We start from the raw sequence: 14393 nt of genomic DNA, 5'->3' as shown, positions 1-14393 counted from the left end.
GGTTAAAGTATATTAGCAGCAATTCTGACATTGGTCTGCCTGCAACCCAAGCTGGCAATATTAAAACTACATATACGAATGGAATCAATGGTAAATAATACCAATGAATTCTTTTTTTAAGTAACATTATTAATAATAAAGGTGCTAAAAACATAGCTTGGAACTTAAAAGAAAGTGCTATGCCAAAGCTAATTAATGCTAAAACTTGTTTTTGAAGAGATAAGAAATAAATACAGGCAGCCAATCCTGTTGTATAGATAACATCACATTGCCCCCAGATGGCACTATTACAAATAACGCTTGGACTCAATATAACTGCCAAAAAAGCAAAAATTGGTATTTTCCCTTCTGGGTATTTTAGTTTGACAATTTTGTAAGTAAAAAAGGCACAAAGAAAATCAATAGTTATAGCAAAAAGCTTGATTGCGAAGATTTTCGGCAATCCAGACAGCAGGGTGGCAGAGATTAAAATCCAGTAGAGGTAAGGGGGTGTGTAATCGGCAAAACTATATTTGAGAGCGCTGAAGCCGCCATGAGATGCAATGAAATCATACCAAGGCTCTAAAAAATATTTATAATCAAGCGATTTACTCGGAACAAAAACTAATCGAATTACCACTGCTAATATAATACCAATAGTAAAGTATTTATTAACCTGGGATGGGAAAGAGTTTAACAACCTATTGAACTGATGTTTCACCAATTTTAATAATGTGTTGCCGAAAGTTTTCGTTATAAATTGTATCAGTCAAGTTGGCGGTGTCGAAATATTAAATCAAGAGGAAGCGATTAGAAATCGCGGCTACACAAAATTTTCCCCATATCGTGGGGTTAAAACTATTGATTTTTCATACTTTTTGTGTGTTAGGGAATTATGTTCAGCCCCATACTAAGATCCTTCGTTTGTTATTTGAACAGTAGATTGGCTAGATTGCGCTAGATAGATACCCACTAAAACTACGGCGAAAGTCGCCCAATCAAATAAACCTACCTGTTCTGAAAAAATGAACCAAGCAAAAATAGAAGCTAAGACTGGTTCGAGGAGAAGTGTGACGGCGACGACGCTTGAGGAGATTCTGCTGAGGCTATAGGCTAAAAGTCCCTGACCCAATACTTGGCAGAAGAGGGCTTGGAAAATGATGAAAAACCAACCCGTCCAGGAATAGGGTAACAGCCGATCTTCGAGGAATGGGAGTACGGGTAGTAGAAACATTGTTGTCACTCCACAGCGCCACAGCATGATAGTTGCAGTGCTAAACCTGGTTCGGAGTCGTTCTATTAGCAGCATACACGTAGCCATGAAAATCGCGGTTAGCAATGCTAAGGTATCACCCAGTATTTGGTCAGTTGCAAATTGCACCTTATTGAGTTCAAATGCGATCGCTCCCGCCAAGGCTATGGCCAGTCCAATCACGAATCTGTTATCGAAGCGCCGACCGAATAACACATACCCAGCCAAAGCAACAAATAAGGAGTTTAAATTAGAGAGTAAAGCAACATTAGCAACACTAGTTTGACTCAGCGACCAAGCCCACAAAAGAAGGTAGGTTCCAGCAGAGGTTCCCATTGCCAACAATAGCCACACTTCTTGGCTCGTAAAAGGCTCATTTTCTATAGGTTCATTATCAGACTGTTGGCTGCGGAAAGCTTCAAGTAAATTCCACAGGGCAAAGACAATTGTGGCGATCCAACTGCGATGAAATACTACAGCATTTGCACCGATTTCTTGTTGACATAATTTAGTCAGAGATGGTGCTAAAGATATGGGAATTAGGGCAAATAATAATGATGCAGTTCCTAATAAAGCTGGTGTTTCGGAGAATTGTTGCTTTAGTAATGACAGTTTGCTCGTCATACTTTTAACGAAAGTGTTAACTATAGTTGTGACTGATTTCTGGATCGGTAAATTAACAACACCTTGGCTAGATACGGCCAAGTATAAACCCATTAAAACTACAGCGAAACCTACCCAATTTGAGAAAGTTAATTTTTCCGAAAATATGATCAGAGCGAAAATGCCACTAAATACTGGCTCTAAAAGATGCACCAAGGAGACAACCACAGAGGAAAACTTGGCCAGGGAATAGGTCAAAAGCCCATGACCTAAAACTTGGCAGATCAGCGCTAAGGAAATGACCCAAAGCCACCCACTGACCGTAGAAGGAAAAAGCTGATCTTGAGTAAACAAAAGTATGGGTAAGATAATTAGGGCACTAATCGCACTGATCCACAACTGGATTGTGACCGGAGAAAATTTAGTTCGTAATTTTTCTACGATTAGCAGATATACACTCAAGAAAATTGCAGAAACGATCGCAGCAAAGCCCCCTTGAACTTCATCTGTGGCAATTTGCAACTCCTCAAATTCTATAGCGATCGCTCCCCCAAGGGCGATGACCATTCCAATCAGAAATTGACTCTCAAAACCCTGACGATATAACAGCCATACCCCTAAGCTAGTAAATATGGGGGCGAGATTATGTAAAACACTAGAGATGGCGACACTAGTTTCAGTCAGCGACCAAGCCAAAGAGACTAAAGTGCCAGCCCAAAATATCCCAGCACTTCCCAATAGCCAGAGATCCTGGCTGGTGTAAGATTGCTGTTCTTCAGGTTTGTCTAAGGAAAGTCGCTGACGTATAGCCTTGTATCCATTCCAGAGCAAGAAGAACACACTAGCAAGCCACAAGCGATTAAATACAGTGGCATTGGGGCTGAGTTGAGTTTCGCTCAATTTCACGAAAATAGAACCAAAAGATATGGCTCCTACACCGATAAATAATGCAGCTAGGGCTATCTTCCTTTGATTGGATACATTCATTAGGGAATTTAAATTCAACTTCTCACCAATAAAGAATCAACGAAGGCAGAAGGCAGGAGGCAGGAGGCAGGAGGCAGAAGGGAAACCTCTCCCATAAAGGGAAGAGGTATGAAACGGACGAATATGTTCTCGTGCTACGCATCTCGCAAAGAATGTTTTTAATTTTTCGCCCACAAGAAGCGAGGTTTGTACCTTTTCTTCCTTCTGCCCTCTGCCCTCTGCCTCCTGCCTTTCTTCTATCAAACCTCTAACCAACCCAACGTTCTTGGGCAAATCCTATAGCTATTTTGGCTAGTAGTGTCATAAAAGCACCCAAAATTAAATATCCCTGACGAGGATGGCGAGATAGCAGCACACCAATGGCTATATTCAAAGGCACAATACCATAAGCGAGACGGCTCAAGGAGATAGTACCTCCCGAAGCTAGCAGCAAACCAATACCGCAAAAGCCATAAATAACTGTAACTGCGGTCAGTTGCGTGCGTAAGCGCCATAATACATAGCCACCACCCAAAACCATGAATAAGTTGAGCAAGTTATTGATCCACTCTTCGCTTGCTAGGAGCAACAGAGATAAGACTAAAGCATAAAAGCTATAGAATAATTTCAGAAAATTCAAATGTTGACGGAAGTGCCATAAAAGATAGCCACTGGCAACAATCACACCTAATAACAAGAGATACCAGGGGTCTGCAATCCCGCCGGATGGTTTTTGAATCCAACCATATTGCCAGTTTTTTGTGCCAACTAGAATTTGCATCAGCATATTTAACCAACCCTGCCAATCAAACCCCAGATTGGGCCGCCATCCTCGTTGTGCTTCGATAAAAGCTAAAGGGTTGCCAAAATAAATCGCACAATAAAAACTGAATAGAAGTATGCCAGTGGCGGTAACAAAACTAGCAATATAGGCTATGGGTGGTCGGCGTTCTTTCCACGCTGCGATCGCAAATGCTGGAATTAGTGCCATACCTGTAGGACGTGTTGCTGTCGCCATCGCCCCCCAAAGGGCAGTCCAGCCGTACTGCTTTTGATCAAACGCCCGCAAAGCCGATGTACTCAAAAACAAATACAGCCCCTCTGTGTAAATCACCCCCGTAAACATGGATGATGGATATAAAGAAACTACAGCAGTAGTCCAGTGCGCTGCATTGATGCCATAATGCTCTTTAATCCAAAAATACAAACAGTAAAGCGCTGCGAAAAATGCCAGGTTGTTGATTAACGTACCTGCTAATTCAAACGGTAAGCCCAGCTTCATCAAAAACCAAATGCTTAAGGGGAATAGGGGAAAGAAGGCAAGATTATGTTGCTTGCCGTCGTTCACAAATTCATATCCAGAAGTTGCGATCGCTTGGTAATGGACACTATCCCAGGCATCAAAAACCCCCCAGCCAAAACGGGGCAAAAACTCTTCTGTTGATAATGGTAGTTTTGGTACAACCAACAACATAGTAGTCCAAATGAATATTCTACTGGCAAGCCATAATGCTACTGGAAACAGGAAATCATTTTTCCATAAAACTTTTTTTATAACTATCTGAACTTTGACCATAGGGTTGAGTACTTCAACAAACTCCTTTATGCATCCTTCTACCTATGGCTGTAACACAGCAATTTATGAGTAACATTTTGCATATTAAATTCTCCACCAACATAATTAATAAACTGGACAAATTAGCAATTAATTGAAATTATTTCCTATTTGGTCACTTTTGCCAATTCTCTCGGAGTTTATCTTTAAAAATATAGTATTTATAAGTACATTTTTGTCTAGTTATATGTAAATTGAGCAAAATTAGTACTTTATGGCTAGCAGTCTATCGAGTTAAAATCAACCGATTGGGGTTTGCACAGCCAGGAAAAATGAATAAATTTCCCTTTGTATCCCCTCCCCCGCGCCTCTATTCGTCCGCGTCAGTGTATCGATTATAGTGATTGCTGTTATGAAAGAGTCCCCAGCAATTTATAGTGGAAGTTGTCTGTAAATCCTTAAGCAATTGTGAAAGCGATTACTCTTGTTGGTTCCACTGGTTCTATCGGTACTCAGACTTTAGATATTGTCACTCAGTACCCAGATCAGTTTCGGATTGTGGGATTGGCAGCTGGGAGCAATGTAGAGATGCTAGCTGCTCAAATTCGGCAGTTTCGACCGAAAATAGCAGCAATTTGCTCAGAAGATAAGTTACCAGCGCTCAAAGAAGCTATTATTGACCTCGATCCCCAACCGATTCTACTGGCAGGCGAGGCCGGAGTGATAGAAGTTGCTCGCTACGGCGATGCTCAAACTGTTGTTACTGGGATCGTTGGTTGTGCTGGTTTGCTACCCACGATCGCAGCCATTGAAGCTGGTAAAGATATTGCCTTAGCGAACAAAGAAACCCTGATTGCTGGGGCCCCTGTGGTTCTACCCCTAGTCGAAAAACATGGTGTAAAATTACTCCCAGCCGATTCCGAACATTCGGCAATCTTTCAATGTCTCCAAGGTGTACCAAAGTCAGGCTTGCGGAAAATCTTGCTCACTGCATCTGGTGGGGCTTTCCGAGACTGGGATGTAGAAAGGTTAGCAGATGTAACCGTTGCTGACGCTCTCAAGCATCCTAATTGGTCGATGGGGCGAAAAATCACAGTAGACTCTGCTACTTTGATGAATAAAGGGCTGGAAGTAATTGAGGCTCACTTTCTTTTTGGGTTGGATTATGACAATATCGAAATTGTCATTCATCCCCAGAGCATTATTCACTCGCTGATTGAACTGCAAGATACTTCCGTTTTAGCCCAACTCGGTTGGCCGGATATGCGCTTACCTTTACTCTATGCTCTATCTTGGCCCGATCGCATCTATACCGATTGGGAACGACTAGATTTAGTCAAAGCTGGAAATTTAACCTTCCGGGAACCAGATCACCAAAAGTATCCTTGTATGCAGTTGGCTTATGCTGTGGGTAAAGCTGGTGGTTCGATGCCAGCTGTGTTAAACGCTGCAAATGAGCAAGCTGTAGCTTTATTTTTAGATGAAAAAATTCGCTTTTTAGATATTCCCCGGTGTATCGAATGGGTGTGCGATCGCCATCAAAATAATAACCGTGCAAATCCCTCTTTAGATGACATTTTGGCAGCAGATAAATGGGCAAGACAAGAAGTTTTAACAGCGACTGAAAAGTTAGAAGCTCACCCACGGATAATTTCTGTGCGATAAAAACCTTCACTCAGATACCCAAAAGGCAGATTTTCTGGCTCTTGACCAATTCTTATTTAGCCTTCAACATTAACCTGAAGGCTAACAGCTAAATTTATTTTTGGACATCCTTGGCCATGTGGTACTAGACTGTTTATTTGATAAATTTCTTGATTAGCTAGAGACATTTGTCTTTGGCTTTTCTAATAAGAAAATAATTCCTAAAACCGGAAAAAGTAAAGCGATTAGATGCGTTACTTTGAAGCCTCTTGCATCTATTCCCAATGAGCCTAATAAAGATGGCTGGATGATTGAATGAATACTACCAAAAATATACCAACTATAGATTCCAAGTGTAATCCATTTTGCCCACATCTTTTCTTGAAATATTCCAACTATTGCGGCAACCGCAACGACAGAAGCGATCGCTAGAAAAAATGTTGTAGCAAATGTCTCACCACTAGCAGTCTGACTTCGAGTTATAATCCAATTTATCATTGCACCAGCTGCACAAGCTAGGGCAACCAACAATAAATATACTAGGCTGTACCACTTTCCAAGTTTGGTATATATTTTTGCCGTCATACTTTCTACTTTGAGCCTTTTGATTCTTAGAAATCAAACAGGATATATCCTTCTAAAAATATAACTATTATATTATTGTAATGATTAATATAAAGTTGCCAGTAAAAAATATTGCATAAATTCTGCCAAATTGCCAAATAAGTTGCCTCTCATCTAAATTATGGTCTCATTTTCAGATAATATGACATTGGTACAGTTAGACAAAAAATTTTGGCTTTAGTAGCTATTCCAAATTAGGTCTAATAGCTTTAGCACTAGTAATTTTTAGTTCAGATAAAATTTCCCTTTCTGAATAAATATCCTTTCAGGTAAGGGCTATTGTTAAGGAATTTATATATTATGATTGCTACGTTGATTGTAGCTTGGATTGTCTTCGTAATATTGTGGAAGTTGTTGAAATCCACTCTGAAGAATGCATTAACCATTGCCGCAATTCTGATTTTATTAAACATTAGTTTTGGCATTACTCCACAAGATATTTTGCATCACATCATGCAGTTTACTCAAAGTTTATCAAATATCCAAAGCGGCAAGTAAAAATATAAGTAGGGGCAATTCATGAATTGCCCCTACTTGAGCTTATTAAGGATAGTTAAATTCTGCCACAGTGTACCGATCAATCACTATTTAATGCTGAAATCTTAGCTAATGCATCCTTAAAACTCGGTGGTAACTGACGCATAATTTTGCCTCTTTCGCGATCTAAAGCTACTAAAGTCACCTTGGCAGTGACGTACAATTGTTGTCCATCAATTGAGACTATGGCATAATCCCAATTAATTCGGACACCAGTTACCTCAGCCATGCGCGTTTTTACCACCACTGCCATACCCAATTGAATTGAACGGTGATAACGCAACGACAGTTCTACAACTGGTAAATCGCAACCTATAGCGGCTAAATCAGCAAAGTCAATCCCTATAGATCGTAAGCATTCCATTCGTGCTTCTTCCATCCAAGCTACATAAGAACCGTGCCAGACAACACCTGCATAATCAGTGTGGTGAGGTTGCACTCTCACAGGATATTCAAACCAATTCCCAAATTCATAGCTTGATGGATTGTCAAGGGCGGTGGTAGGTGGTAACTCTGGTTGGCTGGGTTTTTCTTGTGACATTTTCACTTTTTAAACACCTATAAATTTTTCAAATAATGGAATCGCATAAACATAAAAATTAATTGCGTTCCATAACTTATTGATTTAATATTTACACTTCCGAGTCTAGGGAGTCTTTTGTTATGCAGCCTAATCTCCTATATGTTAATGTCATTACTTTAACTCTACTTAGTTTACTAAGTTTGGGGATGGCGTACCCAGACAATAAACAGGTAAGCATAAATACAAGATTGAGATACAACTCTGGAGAAAAAGCTCAAGCTTTACCCAAGAATAATCAGCTTTCAGAAATTGAAAGGCTCAATGAAGAAGCTATCAAAGAATCTCGGCAAGGTCAATCAAAAGAGGCGTTGCAGAGATTACAGCAAGCACTAGCTATGGCTAGAGAACTTGGAGATCGCTCTTGGGAAGCCGTAACATTTAATAACATCGGCAGAATTTACCAAAGTCAAAGAAAGTATCCTGAAGCACTTCAATCCTATCAGGAAGCCCTATTAATTAATCGAGAACTTGGGGATCTGGTTCGACTTGGCAAAACTTACAGTAACATAGGTTACTTGTTTGATATCCAAAATAAACCAGAGTTAGCAATTTTTTTCTACAAGCATTGCTTAATTAATCGTGAGAAAGCTCGTTTGAATCCATCAGCACTTAGTGCGCTACAACCAGATGCTTACAGCATCACTGTTAGCGAGACATACCGGATTTTGGGTGAACGATTGCTCAAACAAGAACGTGTTGCTGAAGCACAAAGAACAATCGATTTACTCAAAGTTGAAGAACTAGAGGAATATCTTCAAACTGTGCCAGGTAATCAACGTACTGTCAAAGGTATTAATATAGCAGCAACAGAAAAACCAATTAAACAAAAATTGGATCAAACCGTCAATAGTGCTGTTGTGTTGGGTAAAGAACTGACAACACTACGGAAAATTTCTCCTAAAGAGCGATCGCTACAACAGAAACAACGCATCGAGCAATTAGTCTTAAATCAACAGCAGCTTTTGGATAAATTTAACGAATTTATCAATAGTCCTTCAGTGAAAGCACAGATAGAGCAAATTAGCCGTACAGCTAGGCGGCAAAATTTGGATTTGGAGAATCTCAACGAACTTCGGGATAATTTGGCGAGATTGCCTCAAAAATCTGCAATCCTCTATCCACTGATTTTAAAAGATAGCTTGGAATTGGTATTAGTCACTCCTGAATCCCCACCAATTCATCGCACCGTTGCTGTAAAACGCGAAAACCTCTATCAAACAATTGCTGCTTTTCGCCAAGCTTTAATTAATCCCAGCCGAAATATCAAAGCACCTGCACGCCAATTGTATGATTGGCTAATTAAACCCATAGAGAAAGACCTGAAGCTCTCAGGTACACAAACTCTGATTTACGCTCCAGATGACCAGTTACGCTATATTCCTTTGACTGCTTTATATGATGGCAAGCAATGGCTAGTGCAGCGTTTGGGTGTCAATCACATTACATCTGCTAGTCTGACTAACCTAAATAGCCCACAACAATCTACTTTGCGGGTTTTAGCTGGTGCTTTTACTAAAGGTAATTATCAAATTAAAGTTGGGAATCGACAGGTTGCTTTTGCTGGATTGCCTTTTGCAACACGGGAAGTAGAAAGTTTAGCAGCTACGATTCCTGCAACTACGAAGCTTTTAGACGATGCCTTTAATCCCAGAGCCACTGTACCCCAAATGGATGATTATACAATTGTCCATTTAGCGACTCATGCAGCCTTTGTGGTCGGTAAGCCAGAAGATTCGTTTATTTTATTTGGGAATGGCGATCGCGTTAACTTCAGAAATGTCGCTACTTGGTCACTCCCCAATGTAGATTTGGTAGTGTTAAGCGCCTGTGAAACCGGCTTGGGAGGCAAGTTAGGTAACGGCGAGGAAATTTTGGGCTTTGGCTATCAGATGCAACAAACCGGCGCAAGAGCCGCGATCGCCTCTTTATGGTCTGTAGATGATGGTGGTACACAAGCGCTTATGAGTGCTTTTTATGGTATACTTACCACCGATAAGTTGACTAAAACTGAAACCTTACGACAAGCTCAAGTCTCATTAATTACTGGAGACTGGAAAGTAAGAAGCCACAATGTACCCGTGGCAGTAGTTAGTAATTTTAGTCACCCGTACTACTGGGCATCCTTTATTTTAATTGGCAATGGACTTTAGGTGTTGATCGTTTCCCATCTCTGTCAAAGGATGCCTTGTTCAACTTTGTGGCTGATTGCCACCGAGAAAATTCATTAAAAATTCATAATTCATGACTTATAATTCATAATTTCTTTATGTAAACAGGTTTTAACCCAAGCATAATTATGTTTGTTGCTTGATAGTTGCAATTTTTCTTAACCTGTTTTTTAGTTAGGAATTATGAATTAGTAATTACTAATTATTATGCTGATTCTGATTAACAGTGGGTTTTAAATTTCAGCTAAAAGCTAAAAATCAGCCTCGTGAGGTTTTAGCAGATAGAAAAAAATAGGCGATGGGCTACGAGCCAATCACTTGATGGTAATGGAGAACAGACTAAGAGCGATCGCTAACTAAGCCACCATTACCAATTACCGATAATCGATTTCTAATTTGCGATCGACCTTTGGAACCTTAATATTTCTTGGCAAGAATTTTAGAGTCTGTATCGGTTTGCATAGATTGCTTGACAAGATCAGCCAGTTCGTCCAGTTGGCTAATTGCCTCTGCGCCTTCTAGCTTCATTAATTCACGGTCATCCCGCATTTCCGTCCAAGTAATCCCGTAATCGGACACCAAAAACCGAATCAGGTGGTTATCACCCAAGCTAACCATAAACGATGCACTATTCATTTGGTCGCCACAGGTATAACAAGAAGCAGGATACCCGCGCCGCTCTAATACGACCGCCAAGGCTTGCAGGTTCATTACCAAGTCTTGGACGAATTGTCGATGTTGATGTGCTAGTCTCAGAAACACTTTTGTCCTCCAGACACCACAGTCATTTGAGTTTCTTTTATATTTTCTTTAGATTTTCTCATCCACTGGTATTGTAAACTATTCACTACCATTACCAGACAGATAATATTGAGTCGTTAATTGACTACCTTATTTAGGGTAGTAGATTAGGGTTTTGAGCGCCGTATCAAACTATTCAGTTTGCAAATTAAAAATCTCGGACAGAATTGCTAAATTTAACTATATCTTTATACACTTCTGTCAGGGTAGATTCTTAGATGAAGCATTCCGCTTTAAGAGTAACTTAAATCTAGCACTAGTCAAGTATAGAAAAGCTTCATATTTAATTTTTCCTGATGATGTGCAGCCAATTTCAGTGTTATTTAAGGCTATAACTTAGTTTTGCATCGTTATAGTGTCTCTTGCTTAGATGTTTAATCTGTTCTCTTTCTAACGTAGATTTTGGTATAGACCAATAATTAGGTATACCAAATTTCTTCCTCCCGTATATATAAAGTTGAGCAGATGACAGTGCAAATTTGAGATTCAGTACGAAAAGCAGATTAAGTATAGTACTTTATACAAACTTTACGTAACAGATAGACAAGTCTGAGTGTAGAATCCACAATGGATCAACTTAACACTGACAGTATCTAAACTCAGCAGAGCAATGTTGCCATTTAGGCAATATTTTCAGCTATTTTGGGATTATCCTCAAAAAGTAGTAGGAAGCAAAGCACAGAAATTTGCAAAGATAATTATCTTAGTTTGGTTTTGCCAAAAAAAATGTATGTATAGTATATTTTGATTATTTACTCAAACTGAGTAATTATTTTTTATTGGAAGTCGGCAGGGGCATTGGTAAATCTTCCCCATGCCCCAAAACTCAATCCCCTTGCGGGTGGAGTTTTTCATTACTTACTAAACATTACTCGTAGTGCTAACAAGTTTTTCCCCTTTTAACATTCGCGCCGCCGCTTCGAGGAGAGCTTCTTCGAGATAGGGCTTGGTAAAGTAGCCACTAGCACCGAGTTGAGCTGCAATTTGTCTGTGCTTGTCTGCACCCCGCGAGGTGAGCATAGCGATCGGTAGGTGGTTGAGGTTAGAGTCTTTCTGAATGCGAGATAGTAATTCCAGACCATCGCAACGGGGCATTTCGATGTCGCAAAATACGATATCGCAAGGCAGACCGGAGCGGAGTTTATCCCAAGCTTCCTGTCCGTCACGCGCCTGTTCTACGCGATAACCGGCTTTGTTAAATGTCAGGGATAGCAATTCTCGGACTGTAATCGAATCATCGACGATCAGCACTGTCGGGTCAATCTTCGCAGGAGAGGTGTCTATGGGAGCCCCTTTCTGTTGCCAAGAATTGCCACCCATTTGTGTAGAAATCCGTCCCTGGAAGATGTCAATTATTTCCAGCACATCAGCAATAGGCATAATCCGACCATCACCCAAGACTGTAGCACCAGCTACACCAATGGGTTTAGGCGCTGGGCCTTCAAATTGCTTAATTACAATTTCTTGTTCGCTTAACACCAGGTCAATCTGTAGAGCAATCAAGGTATTTGCCGATCGCACCACAACCACAGAAACCATATCATCATCTCGCGTACCGCCATAGACATTACCGCGACTGATTTGACGATTGAAGGTTAAAAGCTCCTTCAGGGGTCGGAATGGCAGCACCGTATCACGCCAGGAAATAAATGATTGTCCATTGGCATCGTGCTGAATATTTTTGACGGGAATATCTAGCGTATCTTCTACACCATCCATCGGGAAGGCGATCCTGGAGCGATCGGAGACGCAGCAGAGAGCTTTACAAATACTCAAAGTCAGTGGTAGACGAATCGTGAAGGTGGTTCCCTTGCCGATCGCAGAATCGGTGTTCACTGTCCCCCGAATTTCGCTAATCTCAGAACGCACTACGTCCATACCGACACCACGACCGGAAATTTCATCTGCTTGGTCTTTGATTGTAAAACCAGACTGGAATAGCAGATCGTAGACTTCCAGGCGAGACATGGCTTTTGCTTGCGCTTCTGTAATCATGCCAATCTTCACCGCCTTAGCCTTAACCTTGGCGGAATCGATACCTGCGCCATCATCGCCTACAGAAATGATCGTTTGGTTGCCTTGGTAGAAGGCACGGATAGTAATGATTCCCACATGTGGTTTACCAGCAGCTTGTCGTTCTTCTGGCGTTTCAATACCGTGAGCGATCGCATTATTCAGCATGTGAGTTAATGGATCGGTCAGATGATCCAAAATCATCTTGTCAATTAAGGTATCCCCACCTTCGATTACCAACTCCACTTGTTTGCCACACTTGATGGCGTTGTCGCGCACTCCTCGCCGCCAGCGATCGATAGTTTGGGCAAAAGGAACCATTCGCGCTCTTGTTAATCCCTCTTGTAGCTGGGTGGTTACTTGGCGGAACTGCCTTGCGACTCGCTCGGTTTCTTCGGTGACAAAATCAATATCACTTGCCGACTCACGGACTCGCACAATGCGTTCGATCATCTGCTGTGAGAGTGTATGGAAGGGAGTAAAACGATCCATTTCTAACTCACTAAAACCCCTATCAGCATTGAAATCAGGCGCTTGTAAGCCAGAGTCTTTCTTTTTGCGTCCAGCTAATAGAGAGGCTTCTAGAAGCGATCGCTCGTACAACTCTTGCATCCTTGCGCCCACATCCGAGAGTTGTTGTACCTGAATCAGCAAATTATCTAATGACTGCCGCAGCCGTTCATGATCTTGCTCTAAGGTATTGCGATTTACCACCAACTCCCCGACTAAATTACTCATATCGTCCAGTTGCTTAACTGGAACCTTCATCGTTTCTTCAAATCTTGCAGCCCGACGAGTAGAGGGACGGGGAGGTTTGCTGGTGTTCGATTTTGCTGCTGGTGAATGGGATATTGTTTGATCCGCTTCTGCCAACAACTTCTCCAAGTCACCAAATTCATCTATAGCTGGTGGTGGAACGTCATTTGTCGCCAAGACTGGTTGAGTATTGAAGGGTTGGCGTTGGCGTAGCCCGTCGTGGACATTGCTGTCGTTATCTGTACCGAGCAATTCTTCCAGGGCTGCAAAATCTACTTCTGGTATTGAGGTAGCTTTGGGGTTAAGTGCTACTTCCTCCCCTAGTAATGCTTCCAAGTCTGCAAAATCATCTTCTGGAGCAACTACTTCAACGGTTTCTGTAGTTACCAATTCTTCAGTTGAGACAACAATAGCATTTTCGTCCTCTAACACTGTTACAGATTCAGATATCTCTCCTAAATCATATAAATCGGTTTCTACATCTTCCTGAATAATCGTTTGTGTGAAATCATTGACATCTTGCGAATCAATTGTTGCCGCGTTTTCTTCTAATTGTTCCTGGTTTGTTGCTTCTAATAGAGCAGTTTCTGTAAAAAATAAAGCATTTGCAAAACCCAGATGTATGTCTTCTAAATCCGGGTTTGTTGGTAATTCAAAAGCAGTTTCTAAGTTATTATTTTCTTCGGCTCCTAAATTTTCTAAGTTTGTTTGGGATGAATCTGAAGTTTCACCAAAACTAATATCTAAAGAAGTTTCTGTAAGAGATAGTTCATCCACAGGATTTTCTGTGGTTTCCATCTGAATATAGGTTGAGTCCGTAGCTACATCTTCAAATAGCAGTTGCGGATTTTCATCGAAAGAGCCGAATAAATCATCTGGCTGTCCTTGGACTGAATCTAAAGTTCCTGTAAG

The 14393-nt window shown here is 41.0% G+C and carries 9 protein-coding genes and 1 pseudogene; 3 read left to right on the top strand and 7 right to left on the bottom strand.

The features are described from left to right. From GNF10_RS28950 to GNF10_RS28935, 3 genes and pseudogenes are all read right to left on the bottom strand, one after another. Positions 1-619, bottom strand: a pseudogene (locus GNF10_RS28950) (hypothetical protein); the annotation flags it as partial. Positions 620-889: 270 nt separating this feature from the next. Further along, positions 890-2821, bottom strand: coding sequence for a DMT family transporter (locus tag GNF10_RS38060; protein WP_221643435.1), 1932 nt, complete (start codon positions 2819-2821; stop codon positions 890-892). Between the two features lie 247 nt (positions 2822-3068). After that, positions 3069-4376 (bottom strand): mannosyltransferase family protein, encoded by a 1308-nt coding sequence (locus GNF10_RS28935; protein WP_185583262.1) that lies wholly within the window; start codon positions 4374-4376, stop codon positions 3069-3071. 447 nt (positions 4377-4823) lie between these two features. On the opposite strand from GNF10_RS28935, the gene dxr reads away from it, so the two are divergent. Beyond that, positions 4824-6020, top strand: a complete 1197-nt coding sequence (dxr, locus tag GNF10_RS28930) for a 1-deoxy-D-xylulose-5-phosphate reductoisomerase (RefSeq protein ID WP_185581535.1) — start codon at positions 4824-4826, stop codon at positions 6018-6020. A 153-nt stretch (positions 6021-6173) separates the two neighbouring features. Here the strand turns inward: dxr and GNF10_RS28925 are convergent, their stop codons facing one another. After that, the gene (locus GNF10_RS28925) at positions 6174-6584 is read right to left on the bottom strand and encodes a hypothetical protein (RefSeq protein ID WP_185581536.1); all 411 of its coding nucleotides are present in this window, start codon (positions 6582-6584) and stop codon (positions 6174-6176) included. A 339-nt stretch (positions 6585-6923) separates the two neighbouring features. On the opposite strand from GNF10_RS28925, the gene GNF10_RS28920 reads away from it, so the two are divergent. Beyond that, a complete protein-coding gene (locus tag GNF10_RS28920; RefSeq protein ID WP_185580604.1) occupies positions 6924-7121 on the top strand; it encodes a hypothetical protein in 198 nt (65 codons plus the stop codon). Between the two features lie 79 nt (positions 7122-7200). Here GNF10_RS28920 and GNF10_RS28915 read toward each other — a convergent pair whose 3' ends face one another. Beyond that, positions 7201-7701 (bottom strand): thioesterase family protein, encoded by a 501-nt coding sequence (locus GNF10_RS28915; protein WP_185580603.1) that lies wholly within the window; start codon positions 7699-7701, stop codon positions 7201-7203. A 122-nt stretch (positions 7702-7823) separates the two neighbouring features. Between GNF10_RS28915 and GNF10_RS28910 the strand changes: the two genes are divergently transcribed. Continuing rightward, positions 7824-9893 carry a CHAT domain-containing protein gene (locus GNF10_RS28910; RefSeq protein ID WP_185580602.1) on the top strand — a complete coding sequence of 690 codons (2070 nt, stop codon included), beginning with the start codon at positions 7824-7826 and terminating at the stop codon, positions 9891-9893. 435 nt (positions 9894-10328) lie between these two features. On the opposite strand, the gene GNF10_RS28905 is transcribed toward GNF10_RS28910, so the two are convergent. Beyond that, a complete protein-coding gene (locus GNF10_RS28905) occupies positions 10329-10673 on the bottom strand; it encodes a DUF1815 family protein (protein WP_012412199.1) in 345 nt (114 codons plus the stop codon). A gap of 900 nt (positions 10674-11573) precedes the next feature. Continuing rightward, positions 11574-14393: response regulator (locus tag GNF10_RS28900; RefSeq protein ID WP_260446345.1), on the bottom strand; the 2820-nt coding region annotated here is incomplete at its 5' end.

It is taken from the genome of Nostoc sp. UCD121 (genome assembly GCF_014222285.1).
Taxonomy (GTDB): Bacteria; Cyanobacteriota; Cyanobacteriia; order Cyanobacteriales; family Nostocaceae; genus Nostoc.
The sequence above is the reverse complement of the archived record's forward strand: the minus strand, read 5'-3'. Positions and strand labels throughout refer to the sequence as shown.